12 protein-coding genes are annotated in these 19901 nt (G+C 51.9%); 7 read left to right on the top strand and 5 right to left on the bottom strand.

Features of this window, described 5'->3' with window-relative positions:
- Nucleotides 1-124 precede the first annotated feature (124 nt).
- From CGZ75_RS26315 to nrdF, 5 genes are all read left to right on the top strand, one after another.
- On the top strand, nucleotides 125-3793 hold the full coding sequence (locus CGZ75_RS26315; RefSeq protein WP_089526940.1) for an S-layer homology domain-containing protein: 3669 nt from the start codon (nucleotides 125-127) through the stop codon (nucleotides 3791-3793).
- 204 nt (nucleotides 3794-3997) lie between these two features.
- Nucleotides 3998-4642 (top strand): TVP38/TMEM64 family protein, encoded by a 645-nt coding sequence (locus tag CGZ75_RS23935; protein ID WP_245851131.1) that lies wholly within the window; start codon nucleotides 3998-4000, stop codon nucleotides 4640-4642.
- A 581-nt stretch (nucleotides 4643-5223) separates the two neighbouring features.
- On the top strand, nucleotides 5224-5583 hold the full coding sequence (nrdI, locus tag CGZ75_RS23930) for a class Ib ribonucleoside-diphosphate reductase assembly flavoprotein NrdI (RefSeq protein ID WP_089526938.1): 360 nt from the start codon (nucleotides 5224-5226) through the stop codon (nucleotides 5581-5583).
- Nucleotides 5570-7654: a class 1b ribonucleoside-diphosphate reductase subunit alpha gene (nrdE, locus tag CGZ75_RS23925; RefSeq protein WP_089526937.1), complete on the top strand. Its 2085-nt coding sequence runs from the start codon at nucleotides 5570-5572 to the stop codon at nucleotides 7652-7654. The genes nrdI and nrdE overlap by 14 nt, the downstream gene beginning before the upstream one ends.
- Nucleotides 7655-7755: 101 nt before the next feature.
- A complete protein-coding gene (gene nrdF / locus CGZ75_RS23920) occupies nucleotides 7756-8712 on the top strand; it encodes a class 1b ribonucleoside-diphosphate reductase subunit beta (RefSeq protein ID WP_089527000.1) in 957 nt (318 codons plus the stop codon).
- A gap of 122 nt (nucleotides 8713-8834) precedes the next feature.
- Here nrdF and CGZ75_RS23915 read toward each other — a convergent pair whose 3' ends face one another.
- From CGZ75_RS23915 to CGZ75_RS23900, 4 genes are all read right to left on the bottom strand, one after another.
- Nucleotides 8835-12623, bottom strand: a complete 3789-nt coding sequence (locus CGZ75_RS23915) for a DUF7507 domain-containing protein (RefSeq protein ID WP_089526936.1) — start codon at nucleotides 12621-12623, stop codon at nucleotides 8835-8837.
- Nucleotides 12624-12949: 326 nt separating this feature from the next.
- Complete coding sequence (locus CGZ75_RS23910; protein WP_089526935.1) at nucleotides 12950-13267, bottom strand: hypothetical protein; 318 nt, start codon at nucleotides 13265-13267, stop codon at nucleotides 12950-12952.
- A 298-nt stretch (nucleotides 13268-13565) separates the two neighbouring features.
- The gene (gene metE, locus CGZ75_RS23905) at nucleotides 13566-15905 is read right to left on the bottom strand and encodes a 5-methyltetrahydropteroyltriglutamate--homocysteine S-methyltransferase (protein WP_089526934.1); all 2340 of its coding nucleotides are present in this window, start codon (nucleotides 15903-15905) and stop codon (nucleotides 13566-13568) included.
- A gap of 260 nt (nucleotides 15906-16165) precedes the next feature.
- Complete coding sequence (locus tag CGZ75_RS23900) at nucleotides 16166-16597, bottom strand: pyridoxamine 5'-phosphate oxidase family protein (protein ID WP_089526933.1); 432 nt, start codon at nucleotides 16595-16597, stop codon at nucleotides 16166-16168.
- 199 nt (nucleotides 16598-16796) lie between these two features.
- Between CGZ75_RS23900 and CGZ75_RS23895 the strand changes: the two genes are divergently transcribed.
- Nucleotides 16797-18110 (top strand): ATP-binding protein, encoded by a 1314-nt coding sequence (locus tag CGZ75_RS23895; protein ID WP_089526932.1) that lies wholly within the window; start codon nucleotides 16797-16799, stop codon nucleotides 18108-18110.
- Between the two features lie 82 nt (nucleotides 18111-18192).
- Nucleotides 18193-18729, top strand: a complete 537-nt coding sequence (locus CGZ75_RS23890; protein ID WP_089526931.1) for an NADPH-dependent FMN reductase — start codon at nucleotides 18193-18195, stop codon at nucleotides 18727-18729.
- Nucleotides 18730-18821: 92 nt separating this feature from the next.
- On the opposite strand, the gene CGZ75_RS23885 is transcribed toward CGZ75_RS23890, so the two are convergent.
- Entirely contained in the window at nucleotides 18822-19775 is a 954-nt protein-coding gene (locus CGZ75_RS23885; protein ID WP_089526930.1) for a D-2-hydroxyacid dehydrogenase, read from the bottom strand.
- Between the last annotated feature and the right edge of the window lie 126 nt (nucleotides 19776-19901).

Below are 19901 nucleotides of genomic sequence, written 5' to 3'. Positions count from 1 at the left end.
ACGGGTTTTATCTCGTTTTCCCTCTTATTTTTACTATCAGATAAACTCATTGCCAGAATGCGGGTGCGGTGGTATAACCAAGCATGGAAGAGAAATTATTGATGTCTAGACGGGGGTCTCAGTTATGTCAAACAGACTTAAACGTGTTAAAAAGTGGGTGGCGACGAGTCTCGTTGTATTACTTGCAGCCGGCTCAGGTGGACAAGCGGTAAATGGAGCTGCAGCAGTGGAACCTAAACCCGGAAATGCCGGAGGATACAACGACATTAAGGGACATTGGGCAGAGCAGCAGCTGCAGCTTTGGGTCGACTCAGGATGGCTGTCCGGTTATGGTGATGGCAAGCTGCGCCCAGATCAACCGGTAAAGCGCAGCGAGCTCGCTGCGCTTATCAACCGGGCTTTTGGCAAGGAAGCAACTGCTGCTCCAGCGCTTGCATTCAAGGATGTCAAAAAGGAAAGCTGGGATTACAGCACAGTAGCAACAGCCGTATATGCTGGCTATGTGAATGGCTACGAGGACGGAACATTCCGCCCTTCCGGCAAAGTGACTCGGCAGGAGGCTGCCGTTATGCTTGCCAAAGCTTCCGATGTGGAGGGTTCCGCAGGTGCTGAATCAACTTTCAGTGACAAGGATGCCCTTGGAGTGTGGAGCCGATCTTATGTTGCTGCATTAGCTTCACAAGGCATACTTGGAGGATATCCGGATGGCAGCTTCCGACCGGCTGGCCAGTTAACGAGAGCGGAAGCCGTAACGGCAATTAGCAAAGCAGTAAAGATGGATTCGCCTGCGAAAGAATATAACAAGGCAGGCGTGTACGGTCCTTCAACCGGCAGCCAGGAAGTGAATGGTAACGTACAGATCAGTGCGTCCGGCGTCACGCTTCAGAACTTGGTAATTCGCGGTGATCTTATCCTTGATAAGGCGATCGGTGAAGGGGATGCTTTCCTTTCAGGTGTTAAAGTTACCGGGAAAACATACATACGAGGTGGAGGAGTCCATTCCGTTCACGTTAAGGACAGTCAGCTGAGCGACGTTCGTGTGGAGAAGGACGGTTCCGCTGTACGTCTTTCTGTAGAAGGAAAGAGCGAGCTTGGTTCCGTAACCGTTGAGCCGAATGCAGCAGGCTCTGTAGTTGCGCTCCAGTACGGCAGTCGAATTCTTAAGCTGCTGCTGAACGCCAAAACTTTTATGTCCGGCCAAGGCATCATTGATGAGGCAATCCTTCGTCATGATGTGTCCGATTCTGTTTTTGAAAAGGAGCCGCTTTCGAAAAAAGTACTGCCTAATCCAAGCTCGCAGCCAAGTCCGACCCCAAGTCCGATTGTAGGAGGAGGAGGCTTTTTCCCAGGCTTCCCAGGAAATCCTGGAAATCCGACACCGACGCCAACGCCATCACCAACGCCAAGTCCAACGGGCAGCCCAGCACCAACAGTTGCTCCGGAAGCCTTGTTAACGGAGCTTTCTGTTGGAGGTTACCCGCTTACTCCGTTTCCTTCTGACAAGACGGGATTCGATCCTAAGGAAGTAGAGTATGATGTTTATCTTCCTGTAGATTTTGTTACGGGCGACTTGGAAGTTAAAGCCTTGGCCAGCCACCCGGATATTCAAATCTCGGTGACGGCTAGAACCTCTTACGGAGATATTCTTATTGAAGATAAGAAGCTGGACTCTGACGGCAAAGTCCGTTACCGCCAGCAAGCACGCCAGGAAGTCGACGTTTTGATTAGACTTGGATCAAAAGATGGCGAAATGCTGAACGGGTACTGGGTTCGTGTTTTGTATGATTGGACACTCGCAGAAAATGCTCATATAACCTCGGATGGTTCTATAAACATTGCAGGCAAAGGAATTGAAGAGGGGGATATGCTGCGTGTCTACGCGAATGATGGGGATGCGGCTCCTGTCTATGCTATACCTCAATCTGCAAGCGGAAAGGTCATTAGTATCCGTCCTTTAAATAAAATTAAGCAGGATGCGCTTAATGGAAATCCTGGATCAATTTGGATCAGCCTGCAAAAACAGGGCCAGCCGGAGCAGCCGCGCCAAAAAGTCGAGTATGATTTTAGAGCGCTTGCAGAGCTCAGCGGCGGTGTAAAAGCGAGTACTATGACAAAAGAGGAAATGGAAGCGGCCAATATTCAGTTCACCTACGGGGTCGAGCTTAATCTTGATCCATTGTCTCCTTCACCGGCCGAGGCGGAATTTGTACGGGTGGGCTGGAGTAATGGATCTCATGTGCCGCGCACACCAAGCATAGAAGATGCGGAAGTTTCGGGATGGAATACCGGACATTTGTATAAGCTGAAAGGAACCTCGACTGAGCTCATGTCCTACTGGGATAACGAGCCTAAGGATTTCCGTGGATATTTCACTGTTTACTATTACAATGCCGACAAGCGTCCCATCGGGTATTCTATTTTACCGCTTGAAGTTAAAGTACATTTGACGGCGGACATACTCGAGAAGCTGATTCAGCAGCTTCCTGTACCAGCACCGATGAACTATTTTGAATACTTAGGCAAACTCCAGCAGATGTATGGAACGCTTCTTCCCGAGGAGCAGGCGAAAGTCTCCAGCTACCCAGTGCTTGCGCAGGCTCTGAAGCTGAAGGAATCAATCCTTTCACAGGAAGTAGCTGCTAAGCAACTGAAGTCATTGTCTTTGTCAGGTATGACGCTGAATGTGCCGTTTAGCCCTACAGTCAAGCAGTATAATGCCAAAGGTTTACATCTTCTTGAGGGAAAAGAGATTGTCATAAGTCTTGACTACGACAGTGAACTCTCGGATGTCTATGTATCCTCTGGAAGCACCGGTGCAGGTAATACTATTCCCGTGCAAGGAAAACAGTACAGATTCACTTTTGGTCCAGAATTTCCGGGTGTCCTCCAAATTACCGTGAAATCCAAAGCTAGCGGAAACCTCGAAAGTTATATCATTTTTACCGATAGCCCGTACCGAATTAAACTCAGTCCTTCGGGCGGAATGATACAAGGGATCACCCAGGGAGTTGCGCTTCATGTCTACGGTTCTGAGGATGATACGGAACCCTATTATGTGGCTCGAGGTTCCTCATCTAACTGGCCTTCCTTGCCTGCGCCTGGAGTGCCTTTACCTACGCCTGAAGTGCCTTTCTTATTTAATCTACCATTCAGCTATCCGGTGCACGCGTCTTTGAAGGGGAGCATTTGGTTGTCCTTGGAGGTCGAAGGCCAGATGACTGACCGAACACAGTATAAGTACGATTTTACACCGTTGCCTGAAGTTGCTGCTTCTGGAGCCGTGATTGCCTTTGAAGATGATGCCATGCTCTCTTTGCTTCAAAGCCAGCCAGCTATTCAAGCGTTTTCTTATACGCGTTTATTAGCAAATCTAGCCGTGTTAGATCCTGCCGTTCGGTATATCTCGGGTCAGATTGGCGGACAGCCTCTAGCGCCGACTGTTCAAGACGCCCGTAAGCAGATCTTGTACCGAGCGTCTTTACCTGATGGCTTTCTAGGAACGATAGGGACTAATCCAGCGCCAGTGCTTAGTCCAGGCATCCTTTATCTATTCGATGCAGGATACAATCCAATCGGCTATGTTCGCTTTGAATATCAAGCTATACCAAAGGCTACTCCACAGATAGTCAATTATATAATCAGCCTTATAAAGTTGGATGGACCGATAGAATATGTTAGGCCGATCATTGAGCGCGCCAGAGCCGCCTACAATTTGTTAAACGAGGCGCAGAAGGCCGAAGTGAGCAATTACAGTCATTTGCTGCAAGCAGAAGTTAATCTTCTGCGGCCATAGCCATCCTTTCAGCCGTCCGGTTTATCCGGGCGGTTATTTTTTTCCAATAAGCGACTGTTTCGCGAAGCTTATTTGCTTATTTTTTTATAGTTGAATCATTCTTCCTTCATGAACGTAGAAATAAATGACTTTGTTCGAAACATCACGAATATAGTAAGATGTTCAAGCGGACTGGGATCAGCTCCGTGGAAGGAGGTACTACAGTTGTTTGATCGAATAAACGGATTGATCGATGCTCTCGTGCTGGCCAGCGGCCTGGACGGGCCGGCCATCTTGCTGCTGACGATTCCCCTCGCGGTGGTTCAGGGGCTGTTTGGCATCTTCCCGTTCGCCACGATTATTTTAATTAATATATCTATCCTCGGCATTGCTGGCGGCCTGCTGGCGAGCTGGTTGGCAGGCACGGTCGCGGCGCTTTCCGTCTATCTGCTGTTCCGCTACTTTTTCTATGGCAAAGTTCAGAGCTATTTTCAAACGCGCATGGGGCGCTATGAACGATACCAGACCTCTCTGGATCAGTACGGCGGCTGGATGGTCATTTTGCTGAGGACGATTCCAGTTATGCCGAATAACCTGATTTCCTTCATGTCGGCTGTTGCACCGGTCCGCATCGTCCCGTATTTCTGGTCATCCCTTGTCGGCAACCTGTCCCATATATGGATGTTCGGCATTCTAAGCGCTTCCATTATTTTTCCGGGTACTGATCTCAGGATCTTGATTGTGTCGTACGTTGTCTTCTTGATCGCGCTTGGTCTTATGTTCGGAGCCACTCGCGTGACAAAAGCGTATCGGAACCGAAAAAAATTGCATTCTGTCGATAAAAACTCATCCACAAATCTGCCTCTTTAATGCTGTGGATAACCAACGAAAAATAGATCAAGAGCCCGATATTCGGGCTCTTTTTTGCTTATTCACAGCTGTGCGTAAGTGGCTTTAAGGGGTTTGGATTCCTCTCTTGATCTGGGGGGTAATAGCAGTTCATCGGCTTGACAACCACAATATATTGAGGTAAATTAAACACCTAGCCTCTACATATGGGATTTGCAAGCATGAACCGGACGAGCTGTCAAGACCCAAAATCTACAAGATATTTCTCTGGAACGGGTCTTTCGACAAGAGATTCGCAACAATGACGCTGAAGCGCACAGACAGCGCGCGATACCGTTTCACAGGATGCTCTTGTCCCTGGTATGAGGCGGAGCAAGAGCATCCAGAACACTCTCGCGCATGACAACCTAGTTAAGGCCTGATGGAGCCACGAGGAAAAGTTCAAATCTCCATACGGGTTTGTTTTTTGTTGTTTTATCGACAGGAATCTGCTTTTTTCACTGGAGCGGTTAACCTATATAGTTTCGGTAACAGATACTACATCTAGTGGCAAGCATCATAGAGGCAAGTTCAGGACAATTATAGAGAAGGAGTGGACCGCTGTGTTAATCGCTTATACATCCCGTACCGGGAACGTGCGCAAATTCGTGAGCAAGCTTGGTTATCCCGCCGTTCAGATTAACGAATCGACAACGGTTGAGGAGCCTTTCGTACTGGTCACTTATACAACTGGTTTTGGAGAAGTTCCTCCTGCAGTTAATGCGTTCTTGGAGAAGAATCGGGATTATTTGCGGGGAGTGTCGGCCAGCGGCAACCGCAACTGGGGAACATGCTTTGCAGGCAGCGCGGATAAGGTTTCGGAACGTTACGAGGTTCCGGTCGTCTGCAAATTCGAACTGTCGGGAACGACACGCGATGTAGAACAATTCATGCGGGAGGTGGAGCCACTTGCGGCATATTGAGCTCAATAACGAAATTATGAAACGCGGTGCAGACGGATTTTTCAAGTTGGAGAAGGATCGTGAGGCCGTTGCGGCATTCATGGAAGAAGTCCGTGCCAAGAGCCCGGCATTCAACAACCACAAGGAAAAAATCGATTATTTGATTCAGAACGACTATTACGAGGATATGTACAAGCTCTATTCTGCTGATGATGCCGTGGCTGTATACGAGCTGGCGCATAGCCTGGAGTTTGAATTCCCTTCCTATATGGCAGCATCCAAGTTTTATACGGACTACGCAATGCGCAGCAATGACCGCAGTCAGTACCTGGAGCATTACCCGGACCGCGTGGCGGTTACGGCGCTTCACCTCGGACGCGGCGACATAGGGCTCGCCAAGTCTCTGGCCGTTTCCATGATGGAGCAGCGCCTGCAACCAGCGACGCCAACCTTTCTCAATGCCGGCAAGAGCCGTCGCGGCGAGATGGTCAGCTGTTTCCTGCTAGAGATGGACGACTCTCTCAACTCGATCAACTACAACCTGTCCACTTGCATGCAGCTGTCCAAAATTGGCGGCGGCGTAGCCGTTAATCTGAGCAAGCTGCGTGGACGCGGTGAGCCGATTAAGGGTGTAGAGGGCGCAGCCAAAGGCATCATGCCGGTGCTTAAGCTGATGGAGGATGCTTTCTCCTATGCGGATCAAATGGGCCAGCGGAAAGGTTCCGGCGCAGCGTATTACAACATTTTCGGCTGGGACATCATGGAGTTCCTCGACAGCAAAAAGATCAACGCCGACGAGAAGTCACGCCTCAAAACACTGTCGATCGGCCTAATCGTACCGAACCGCTTCTACAAGCTGGCGGAGGACAATCAGCCGCTGCATGTATTTGCTCCTTACTCAGTGTTCAAGGCGTACGGTACTCATCTGGATGATCTAAATCTGGACGAGATGTACGACGAACTGATGGCCAATCCGGCCGTCAAGAAGAAGCTGATCATGGGCGCACGTGATATGCTTATCAAAATTGCTACGATTCAGCTTGAATCCGGCTATCCATATATTATGAACAAGAGCAACGCCAACCGTTTCCATGCGCTGAAGGATATCGGTTCGATCAAAATGTCGAATCTGTGCACGGAGATCTACCAGCTGCAAGAGACATCCGAAATCGGCGACTTTGGCGAGGCGGATACGATTCGCCGTGACATCAGCTGCAACTTGGCTTCGCTCAACATCGCTAATGTGATGCAGCATGGCAAAATCCGCGAGACGGTGCAAGAAGGCATCGCCGGTCTGACTTCGGTCAGCGACATGACGCGCGTCTCCAACGCGCCAGGCGTTGTCAAAGCTAACGAGGAGATGCACTCCGTCGGCCTCGGCGCTATGAACTTGCACGGCTACCTGGCGAAGATGAGGCTCGCCTACGAGAGCCCGGAAGCTCGTGATTTTGTCCGTACCTTCTTCATGATGTTGAACTTCTACTCGCTGGACAAGAGCTCGGACATCGCGGCTGAGAAAAACGAACGCTTCCGCGACTACGATCGCTCCGAGTATGCGAAGGGAACGTACTTCGACCGCTATCTGGAGACGGATTACCGTCCCGTTACGGACCGCGTGAAGGAGATGTTTGAGGGAATTTATATTCCTTCTCCTCAGGACTGGTCCGAGCTGAAGTCGAAGGTTGCTCGTCAAGGTCTGTACCATGCGTACCGTTTGGCGATTGCGCCAACGCAAAGCATTTCGTACGTCCAGAACGCAACTTCCAGTGTCATGCCGATCGTAGAGCCTATTGAGACCCGCACCTACGCGAACTCGACGACCTACTATCCAATGCCTTTCCTGTCGCAGGACAACTTCTTCTATTACAAGTCTGCCTACGCGATGGATCAGTTCAAGGTCATCGACCTGATTGCAGACATTCAAGAGCATGTCGATCAAGGCATCTCGGCCGTACTTCATGTCAATAGTGATGTGACGACACGTGAGCTGGCCCGTTATTATCTCTATGCGGCCAAAAAAGGGCTCAAATCCCTGTACTATACCCGCACCAACCGCCTCGGCGTGGAAGAGTGCGTTAGCTGCGCAGTTTAAGACGCGCAGGCATATAAGAGGAGGAACCACCCATGAAACCGATCGATCTAGCCATGCCGGAAGCACCGGCCTCTGGCTCCGCCGCTCCGGCAGCAGCCCCACTGCGCGCCGTTAACTGGAACCGTCCAGATGATGACTTCACGGCATCTTTTTGGAGTCAGAACCTGATGCAATTCTGGACGGATGAGGAGATTCCGCTGTCGGATGACAAGATGAGCTGGATGTACCTGAACGACCAGGAGCGCGACACGTACATGAAGGTGCTTGGTGGGCTGACCTTGCTGGATACGGTGCAAGGCGGCGTCGGTATGCCGAAGTTGCTCGAGCATGTGGACGGGCTGCAGCGCAAAGCAGTGCTCGGCTTCATGGGCATGATGGAGCAGATCCACGCCAAGTCGTACAGCAGCATCTTCACGACGCTGGCTTCCACGGAAGAGATCGATGCGGTATTCAAATGGGTAGAAATACATCCGCAGCTCCAAAAAAAGGCGTCGATTATTTCCGGTTACTACAAGAACATTCAAACGCCGCGTGATCTGTATATGGCGATGGCAGCTTCCGTTTTGCTGGAGAGCTATCTGTTCTACAGCGGCTTTTTCTACCCTCTCTATCTGGCTGGCCAGGGCAAGATGACGAGCAGCGGCGAGATCATCGACCTAATCCTGCGCGATGAGAGCATTCACGGTCTGTACGTCGGAGTACTGGCTCAAGAAGTGCATGCTTCGCTGAGCGGCCAAGAGCAAGCAGAAACGCTGCAGGAGCTGAATGAGCTGCTGTTGTTGCTTCACGAGAATGAGGAGTTGTACACCGATGAACTCTACAGGGGCATCGGATTGCAAAATGAGGTCAAAACTTTCGTCCGCTACAACGCCAACAAAGCGCTGATGAATCTCGGCCTAGATCCGGTTTTCGAGGAAGAGGACGTCAACCCGATCGTGTTCAACGGCATCAGCACACGCACGAAGCAGCATGACTTCTTCTCCAAGAAGGGCAATGGTTATGTGCGTACGCTGAATGTAGAGCCACTGCGCGATGAGGACTTTGTATTTGATTTTTAAGATGGCAAAAATAAAGCACTTCGGAGCAGGCATGGGAATCCATCGCCTTTTCCGAGGTGCTTTTTTACTACAGAAAGAAAGTTGAAGGGGAGAGAGCATGTAGTTGCAAATTATACCTTAACCTACTCCTCATGCTCTTCGATGACAACCCGAACCGGGTTAGAAACTCCAATACGCGAGATGCGGCTTCCATTCGGAAGCAGCAGATCATAGCTTACAGTTGCGGTGTTGATGACAACCGGATTAGCCGGTGCGAAAATCGCTTTAGCTAGGAAGCGCAACGTTGCCGTTCCTTTGGCAGGAATAGTGCCAATAGAAATGCTATCAAGACTAGTCGTATTCGGCAACGGAGTTCCATTAAGGCTCAGACTGCCAGGAACAAAGCTGAGTCCGTGCGGTAGTTCATCCCGGACGATGACGTTAGCGATCGGATTGACGTTAGGATTGAATACGGTCAGCTCAAAGGAAATCGTGTTTCCGACGACGACGCTGCTTGAGCTGGCTGTTTTGGTGAGCAACGCAAGGGTAAGAATCGGCACCGTAACCGGATTTGTCATTATGACATCCGTGAGAGTTCGCCCGTTCGGCAGTATATACAGAAGGGAAAGCTGTGCTTGATTGACTACCTGCCCCGAAGGCGGGTAGGAGACCACTTTAAGTTTGTAGGTAACGATGGCCGTTGAATGTGCCTCCACCGTACCGATAAACGCGCCCGTATACATATTCACGCCAGGGACGGGAACGCCATTTAGCTTCAGGCTGTTTTCTACAAAAACAGTTCCTTCTGGCAGCATGTCATTCCAGGTTACACCCGCATTCAAATTGCCTGTGTTCGTAATGGTGACTTGGTAATGAATCTCGTCACCAACGAAGGCAAACGGCTCCTGCGCACTTTTGGTCGAGGTGGCGCTAGGCCGGAAGACGGTAATAGCAACAATATTGGACAGCGAGGTGTGGGTCACGCCGTCTTGAGTAAAGGTGACCGTAATAACGTCATCAACTTCATAAGAAGGCTCGGGCAGCGGCAGAATGACCTCTTGGTAGGTGAGCACGACGACTTGACCAACCACAAGTGTGCCAAGGTTGACTCCTATGCGGATATTGCCAGCTGAAGGAACGCCATCAATCGTCAGACTGCCAGGCACGAAGTCCGTGCCAGATGTTGAATTATCGACAGCAACTGTGTTTGTGATCGGGCCTGCGGATGCATTGGTAATGACAGCCGTAAAGGTGACGATATCTCCAACGAGTCCGAATGGCTCTGACGCGGATTTCACCACGGTTAGCAGAGGACTCGTTTCCGCGATTCGCACGATATTGGATAACGACGAGCCGCTGCCGGTTGCGCCAGATGGAGATTGGAACGTAAAAGCGGCCGAAGCTTGGTTGTCGAAAAATCCACTTGGCGGCGAACTGGTCAGCAGCACGTCGTAGGAGACGAGGACGGAACCGCCAGGAGCTATCGATCCCAGAGGAACACCGGCGCCGGGATTAGCGGCTGGCGTCAAAGTTCCGTTAATTCGCACGGTGCCCGGAACAAAGCTGCTAAAGGCATTAAGCGGGTCTGTCAACGTTACGTTTGCCGCCAAATTGCCTGTATTCGTCACTGTGACAGAGTAATTGACCGTATCCCCGACTGAGGCGACTGTTACGGAAGCGCGTTTGAGAAGTCCAATAACGGGCTGGAGGACAGTGACGCCTCCTGGTGTAGACGGTGTAGTTACCGGATTGCCGATAAAATCGTACGTAAGCGAAGCCTGATTAAATACGACCGGCGTGTCAGGCACGGATACGATTTGCACCTGGAAGGCAACCATAACCGACTGGCCGATAAGCAAAGTGCCAATCGGAATGCCCGCGGCGGGATCCGCTGCTGGGCTCGGAACGCCGTTAATTGTGACGGATGCGGGCACAAAAGCGAAACTGCTTGGGATGATGTCGGTCAGCACAGCGTTGAATACAGCCGCAATACTGTTGTTTGTGGCGGTAATCGTATAAGTGACAATATCTCCGACGATGCCGCTATTTGGAAGACCGACTTTGATGATCTCAACATCGGGAGAGTCCGGGGGCGTCACGATAGGGATGACGACCTGATTGGATGGCGTTGAGCCTACTATAATACGCCCATCCGGCGGCTGATAGGTATAGCTAATGGTCGATTGATTGACGAGATTCCCGCCCGGAGGTTCCGCAGTAACTAGTACTTGAAAGGTCACCGTGACCGATGAGTTGATACCGATCGTACCAACCGATATACCTGTTGTTGGATCAGCAGCAGGTACGGAGACGCCGCCAACGGTTACGCTTCCCGCAATAAAGCTGCTTCCGACAGGCAGCGGGTCCGTAATGACGGCATTCATGATGCTAATATTGCCGGTATTGGACGCAACTAGCGTATACGTTACCGTATCGCCGATAAAAGCTGTGGACATATCGGCGCTCTTTACCAGTCCAACAATCGGCTGATATACCGGGATTTGGATAATATTAGAGGGGACAAAGGTCGATATGATCGGCGAATCCGGTGTAAGCTGGTAGGTGTAAGCGGCGAACCCTTGATCGTCCAGTTCGCCTCCGAATGGGACTGCGGTCACCTGGTACTGGAAGGTAATGAGGGCAATTTCCCCCGGAGTGAACGTGCCGACGGTCACTCCGGTATCAGGATCAGCTCCCGGAACGGAAACCCCATTAAGCGTCACGCTTCCCGGCACGAACACTGAAGAGGTCTCATCGATGCTGTCCGTGACCTGTACGCCAGTAGCGTCTACTTCGCCTATGTTTTCGACGGTTAGCGTATAGGTGATGATATCTCCTACAACGGCATCCGTTGCTGGAGTCGATTTGACAATAGTAATGATTGGCTTTTGAATGTTGATCTGCAGTCCGATCGAGTCAACCAAATAACCGTCTCCATTGGTGGTCAAGCGGAAAACAGCCGTCGTTTGCGCATTTTGCAGCGTTCCCGCAATACTGACATTGGTAACATCGTATCCTTGCCTGCCGCCGATAATATCTGAGCCAGGATCGCCATTGATCTGATTGCGGGTGCCGAATGTCCCACTCATATCAAGCATGCCGGCGTCGTCGTTGATCTGTGAGGCAAAAAAATTATTGGAAAAGTTGTTCGGGCCGGAAAGGGCGGTTAATGTTCCAATGTCTGGACCGAATAAAGTCATGTCTCCTGTCTTGTTCGCATCGCCCTCTTGGGCGCTGATCAAAGCTCTTCCATCGAGAGGTCCCATAAACGGTGTGGCAAATCCGCTAATAACGGTATCGACAGGTCCAGAAGTAGCCAAAATGACATCCGCCCCGACGCGGATGGACAAATTGCGTAACGGCAGGGACGCGTTGCTGTAAACTACGGCCAGCGTCCACATCGCATGGTTGGAAGTTGGGTCCGGAACGACTATGGTGCCGACAACGCCGCCTGTAGTATAGGTGCCAGCCCCAGCAGCCTGAATGATGGTGGTGACGTCAGCTGAGCGGACATAGGCGAAAGCGGGATCGAAGGGCGGGGTGTTCGACAGCAGCACTTCAAAGTTGGTCGCCGGATCGGGCGCGATGTTGAAAGCGCCCGAAGGGGTGGTGAAGCTGACGGGGTTGTCGATGAATGCGCTGAGATCAACCCCTTGATTGATGTACATGCCTCCCCAGATAAGCTCTGCATAGAGGACTGTGCTGCCAAGCGGCAGCTGAAGTATAGCTGACGAACTGTCTAACGTGTAGTCTCCAGTCGTTCCAGGAGGATACGCGCCGAAAGTTTGGCTTGTGTCGATCGTGACAAAAGCTCCGATACTGTCAACGGTGCCGGGAACACCAACCGTATCGGATCTGCTAAGACCAAGAGTGTTGCCCGTGTAAGTGATGGCACCATTGTCGTTGAGAAAGAAACGGTTTACAAATGGCATCCCAGCAATCCTTTCTGGCCGCAGTTTGCCGGCTCATCACAGACTACTATGCAGGAACAGGATGGATTTATGTATGGACAAGAAATGGGGAGGAACAGGAAAGAGGCTGTACGGTTTGGGGCGAAAGAGCCTTGAAAGATGGCGAGGCTTCGGTGAATAAAGGGGCTTGAAAGGATGCTGAATCTTCGGTGATCTAAGGAGCTTGAAGGGACGCCAAGCTTCGGGAGATTAAAGGTGATCCCGTTGCGAGTGGAAGTATAGCGGCATAACAAAAACTCCTGATGAACATCAGGAGTTTTTGTTATGCCGCTAAAGCAGGAAGGCGCTTACCTCAATTCGATGATATCGTTGATGTTTTTGATCTTGAGCGCCTCAGCGATTGAGCTCAGATGATAGATGTTGAGTGTACCGCGCTGCAGATGGCAAATTTCTGTAATTACATTAGGTCTTACGCCAGCCAAACGTGCCAAAGCGCCTTTTGTCAGCGGTTTGTATAGTCTTTTGGCGTCACTGCTCAGCTCCGTGTAGGATCGGATGGGAAGAAGAGTGTTTGTCGATTCGTCAATGAAATACTGGCGGATCAGAGTTTCCAGATTGCTTTGAATGCGGTGCGTAGCTTTGTCGTAAGTGCTGGTTGTGCTCATAGCAAACTCCCTTTCCTTAATATACAAGTCCAATGACCTAGTTGACTCTTATATCGGAAAATTTCCGGGAAATTTGTACTATTTTTATCATCATTTTTAAAATTTATTTCGCTATTAACGATTTTTTATTCTTCATAAAGCGAACAAAAAGACGGCCAACTTCACCGCAAAGCGCGGAATTGGCTGGCAGCCTTGACTTTTTTCCTTTGAAGTTATCTTCAAATGGCAGAAAAATCAGTTTATTATCTGGATTTAATTAGAAAAAAGAGCGGGAAGAGAGGAGAGAGTAAGTCCTTCATTAGTTAATGTGACTCGATTCGACACGGTTCGCACGGACCTCACGCGCAGCGGCGACCATATGATTGAGGGAAGCAGCAGTCTCTTCCTTACCACGGGTTTTGAGGCCGCAGTCTGGATTAATCCAGAACAGCTCCGGATCCAGGCTGCGCAGCGAGCGCTCGATCATCGCTACCATTTCCTCAACAGATGGAACCCGAGGGCTATGGATGTCGTAAACGCCGAGCCCGATGCCTTTCTCATATATGTTCTCTTCAAAGCTATGGATCAGCTCGCCATGGGAGCGGGATGTCTCGATAGAAATGACGTCAGCATCCAGGTCGCGGATTGTATCGATAATATCCGAAAATTCGCAGTAGCACATATGGGTATGGATTTGCGTTGTATCCGCCACACCGGTTGTGGCTAGGCGGAAGGCGTCCACGGCAGCTTTCAGCTCTTCCGGCCAGCGGCTTTTCTTGAGCGGAAGTCCTTCACGCAGCGCGGGTTCATCAACCTGAATCATGCCGATTCCGGATTTCTCCAACTCCTCGACTTCCTTGCGCAGCGCGAGCGCGATTTGCAGCGCCACTTCGCTGCGGGGAAGATCATCCCTGACAAAGGACCAGTTGAGAATTGTGAGCGGTCCGGTTAGCATGCCCTTCACCGGCTTGTCGGTAAGCGACTGGGCATAGACGGTTTCTTTGACCGTCATCGGCTCAACGAAGTCGACATCTCCGTAGATGACGGGAGGTTTCACACAGCGGGAGCCATATGACTGCACCCATCCATTGGCTGTAAAAGCGAATCCGGCGAGCTTTTCGCCGAAAAACTCCACCATGTCGGTACGCTCGAATTCGCCGTGTACAAGCACGTCGAGGCCGATCTCTTCTTGAAGCGAGATCCAGTCGTTGATCTGATCGCGGATAAAGGTTTCGTAGGCGGCGTTGTCCAGCGAGCCCTTGCGCCATCTGGCGCGGGCAGAGCGAATTTCCGCCGTCTGCGGGAAGCTGCCGATCGTTGTCGTCGGCAGGAACGGCAGCTGCCAGCGCTGCTGCTGCAGCTGGCGGCGTTCGGCGAAGCCGCTGGCGCGGGAGGCGCGGCTGCTGCCGAGCAAGCGGGCTTTGGCGCGGACGGCAGCAGCTTCGCGCTGCGGCAACGCGTTCAGCGCGGCGAGCGCCTGGCGGCCTGCGGCGAAGCCGGCCGCCGCGGCCGCGCCGCGCCCTGCGCCTGCGCTCAGCTCGGCAGCGCTGAGCCCGGCGGCTTCAGCGAGCAGCGCCAGCTCGGCGAGCTTTTCGTCTGCGCCGGCAAGCGCGCCTTGCAGCGCGGCGCCAAGCGCCCCTTCGCCGGCGAGGCTGACCGGTACATGCAGCAGGCTGCAGGATGGCTGCAGCAGGAGCCGGTCGGCTGGGACGACGGCCGCGAGCTCGCGGACGAGCGCCAGCGCCGCATCGGGATCGGCGCGCCAGATGCCGCGTCCGTCAAGTACGCCAGCGGCCAGTGTCAGCCCGGCCGGGAAGCCTTGGCCGAGCACGGCTTGCAGGTTGCGGCCGCGATCATGGACGAAGTCCAGCCCGATGCCCGCTACGGGCAGGGAGACGAGCGCCGCATAGTTGTCCGGTGCGTCAAAGTAAGTCTGCACGATCAGCTTAAGTTCCGGCGCAGCCGCAGCCAGCTCCGTGTAGATGCGCTGCAGTCGCTGCCAGTCGTCTGCTCCCAGATCGCCAGCGATGGAAGGTTCATCAAGCTGCACCCATTGCGCGCCTGCCGCTTGCAGTTCGGCCAGTACTTGGCCGTACAGCGGAATGAGGCGATCCAGCCAGGCATCCGTTTCGCTGGCGGCGTTGTAGCCTTTGGACAGCTTAAGGAAGGTGAGCGGTCCGATCAGTACCGGCTTGCCTTGGATGCCAAGCTTCTCGCGGGCTTCTACATAGGCTTGCAGCGGCAGATTAGCCGTCAGGCTCGGCTTGGCACCGTTCAGTTCTGGGACAATATAGTGATAGTTCGTATTGAACCATTTCGTCATTTCGCAAGCGGTTGCTCCTGCATTGCCCCTCGCCATCGAGAAGTATAGCTCCAGCGATACGGGTCCGCCCTCATAACTGAAGCGCTGCGGCACGAGGCCGAACATAGCTGCCGTATCGAGCATCCGATCGTAATAGGTGAAGTCTCCTACAGGAACGAGTCCGAGCCCGGAATCGTTTTGACGGCGCAGGCGCTCCAGTCGAATTCCTTCCATTTCCTCATTGAAATTCTGCTCACTAATTTTACCCGACCAGAAGGCTTCCAATGTTTTTTTCCATTCCCGGTCTGCCCCGATATTGGGATAACCCAAGCTGCTGCTGCGAATACTTTGGCTCATGCTTCAACCTCCTGTATGAAATTGCCTTGAATTAGGCTTAATTATAGAAGGAGCAGAGCAATCTGCCTAATTGCAAATAGGAATAGCTGGTTATAACCTGAACCTTATAGAAAATGAAAAGAACCCGTCATCCCCATGAGCAGACGCGGGTTCTCGCAAAGCTTACCGACCATGGCCCAAGCCGTTCGATCTGAGTCGCCTAGAAAGCTTGTCCCAGAAGGCCCGCCTCATAGGGGCCACAGGCTATTTTCCCTTCGGGCTTAGTTGCCGTCTTTTTTCCATACACTCTCATTGTTATGTCCTTCGGTCAGGACGATCGTGTCCGGCTCAAGCTTCAGCACTACAATATTGGGATCATCTGGGCCGTCCCAGTAGCGGTTCATATCCTTTTCCCACAGGCCGTGAATAATCGATTTGTCGCTGCTAATGCTGGCCTTTCCCTGGATATCGACGATGTCCTTAGGCCACAAATGTCCTTCCATACCGAGAAGCAGGTTGGCATGTGGATTGTTCTCCAATTGATCAACCTTATAGGAACGGCGGTCCGCCAACAGTAGCACGGTCAGTCCATCATGAAACACGGCCATGTACCTGGAGCGGGGTTTGTCCTCCTCCACTGTGGAAAAGACGCCATATTTCTCCTTATGCAGACGAGTGATAATTTTTTCTTCAAGTTCCGCACGATTTGCCATATCATTTCACTCCTTCATTAAGTGTGGTCATGCTGCTATTGTACCCTTGCAGGACATGGCTGAACCCTCATCAACGGATGAAGGGAGCTAATCATACCTCGTCGCCAGATTAGCCCATATATTGATCCTCGCGGTTCTATTTACCAGTCGACGGTTAATTATTACAAAGAGAGAAAGACGATGGAGGAGTGGATCAACGATGGATTGGCTGAATATGTTTGGTATCGTTGTTATGCTGGCAATCATCGCTCTGATCCTGTTCGTTCTTAGTCTTACCCTGGAAAAGAAAGCTGCTTGGAAAGCAGCCGAGGGAAATCGGAGCCGCTACGATTCCATTTTTGAAAGCAACCCGGATATGGTATGCCTATTTAGCCAGGACGGTCGGCTGTTACGCCTCAACCCCGCCGCTGAGAAATTGACGGGATACCGAGCGGAGGAGCTAGAAGGCACCCGCTTTTGGAATCTGATTGATCACAACGATATTAAACGGATTAGCCGCTGCTTTCTGCGCGTCAAGCAGGGGCGATCACAGACAGTGGAGATGAGGATCAAGAACAAGGAAGGACGAGTGCTTGAGCTGAGCACAGTATTTGTTCCTTGGAATGACAGGCATGGCACGGTGGATATTTATACGATTTCCAAGGACCTAACCCCCAGCAATACGGCGAAGCGGGAGCTATGGAAGGCCAAGACGGAAGCGGAGAATGCGCTTAGAATCAAAAGTGAATTCCTTGCCGTCATGAGCCATGAGATTCATACACCTCTGAACGGCGTGTTAGGCATGAGCGATCTACTGCTCGACACCGAGCTGAACGAGGAGCAACGCGATTATATCGGCATTATCCGCAGCAGCGGAGCCGATTTGGTAGAGATCATCGACGGGGTGCTAGATTACTCACGGTTAGAGTCGGGAGACCAGATTACGCTTGCCGAAGATCCTTTTGTGCTGCGGGATGTTGTCGTCGGATCTCTGCAGCTGTTCATCGGCAAGTTGAGGGAGAAGCGGCTGAAGGCCATTCTGGAGCTTGATCCAGGTTTACCCGAAGTGCTCGTAGGCGATGAGAAAAGACTGGCCCAGGTGCTTCATAATCTGATCGGCAACGCCGTCAAATTTACCGAGGAAGGTGGCATTTCCGTCAAGGTAAAGGAACTAGAGCGCAATGATCATCTCATTAAGCTTGAATTCCGCATCCAGGATACCGGCATCGGCATCCCCAAGGATAAACAGCATCTGCTGTTCAAACCGTTCAGCCAGACAGACTCTTCCATTTCCCGTATGTACGGCGGGACGGGGCTTGGGCTAGCCATCTGCAAAACGCTCGTGGAGGGGATGAGGGGCGAGATTACGTTGAAACCGCTCCTTCAAGGAGCGGAAGCTGTCTTTTACATTGAGACTGGGTACTATTCGCCGGTTGCCGGTGAAGGGACGGAACATAACCTCGCAAGCAGCCAAGTGGCAACGGGAACGGAAGCTGAGGGCATCCAGCCATTCAGTAAAAACGAGAGCTTTTAAATTTAACACTTGAGAGAGCTGGTGATATCGTTATAATGAATTCCAGAGAGAATACTTTCTGGGAATGAAAGGATGGCCGAAGATGAAAATCGCAATTATTGCTGGAGGCAACCGCAAGGATTCGAGCAGCACGCAGATGCTGCGTTATATGGAGAAGGCGCTGAAGGAGAAAGAGATTCAGATTACGTTTGTGGATCTCTACCAGCATCAGCTCCCACTGTACTCCCCGGATTCCTCGGAGCCGAGCGCGCAAGTTGACGCTCTAGTGCAGGCGGTATCCGATGCGGATGGCATTATCCTTGGTACGCCCGAGTACCATGGCTCTTTCTCCGGCGTGCTCAAAAACGCGCTGGATTACTTGGGAGCAGCTCAGTTTGAGGGCAAGCCAGTACTCGTTGCCAACGCTTCGGCAGGAGCTGTCGGCGTTAGCTCGCTCACGCAACTGCAAACCGTTGTTCGCAACCTGCATGGCATTAACTGCACGGAGTGGGTATCTCTCGGCGGCGATAACCGCAATTTCGCTGAAGATGGCCAACCGGCTAATGATAAAACAAAACAGCGGATTCTGTATGCGCTTGAGCATCTGACTCGTCTGGTTAAGCAACTGCGTCTGTCGTAGGTTAAGTATGTAACTAAAATAGGGGCCGTTCCCAAATTTATCTAATGATAACTTTGGGAACGGCCCCTTACTTATTCAGGCGGATCGGAAGATTAATAGCCTAATTCGTAATCTACGATATTCCGCGACGGGCGTCCGGTATCTAGGTAGCTTTTGAGATTTTGGACGAATAGATCTGTCACCCGCTCCTTGTAACGCTCGGAGCTGCCGCCCATATGCGGCGTGATGATTACCTGCTCCATCGACCAGAGTGCATGCCCTTCCGGCAGCGGCTCAGGGGCAGTCACATCCAGACCGGCTCCGCCAATAGCGCCGCTTTCCAGCGCCTCGACCAGCGCTTCGGTATCGACAGATATACCGCGCCCGATGTTGATAAATACGGCGCTGCTCTTCATCAACGCAAACTGCTCCCGGCCAAAGGCACGCTCTGTGTCCGGCGTATTCGGCAGCACATTCACGACGTAATCCGCTCGTCCGAGCGCCTCATGCAGCTGCTCCATCGCCAGCGTTTCGTCCATATGCGGCGTTTCTTTGGCGGTGCGGCGCACCCCAATTGTACGCATGCCGAGCGCTTTGCCGAGTCGGCCCAGCTCCATGCCGATTTCGCCGGCTCCAATGATGGCCAATGTGCCCCCATGCAGCTCGCCGTAAGGCTCGCGCAGCTCCCATTTGCCGCGAGACTGGCTGCGCACCGAATGATGCAGTCCACGGGAAAAGGCGAGCATCATAGCGAGCGCTGTTTCTGACATCGGTACGGGATGCACGCCGCTGGCCGTCGTCAGTATGACTCCTCCCTGTTCCAGCTTGCCAAGCGGCAGCTTGTCCACTCCGGCAGACCAAGCCTGCAGCCATTTGAGCTTGCCGCTCTCGCCAAGTGATTCTTTCTCGATGGCGGGGCTCCAGCCGCAGATTACTTCGGCTTCGCGGAACAAGCTATCTTCCAGCTCTTTGGGGCGGCCGAATATACAATTCCAGCCTGGAGCGGCATCGCGCACCCGTTCTTCTTGTTCGGGGGTAAATCCGTGCAGACAGATCATAGTTGGCATGATAGCTCATCTCCTTTTCCATAGTCTAACAATGAATGGTCATAGGTTTCAATTAAGATTGCAGCGAAATCAGGAATGACTCTGGTGGAAAAAGGAAGCTGTTCCAGATGGAAATTTAAATCCTGC

The sequence above is a fragment of the Paenibacillus herberti genome (genome assembly GCF_002233675.1).
Lineage (GTDB): Bacteria > Bacillota > Bacilli > Paenibacillales > Paenibacillaceae > Paenibacillus_O > Paenibacillus_O herberti.
This window is presented reverse-complemented; position numbering and strand designations above follow the sequence as displayed.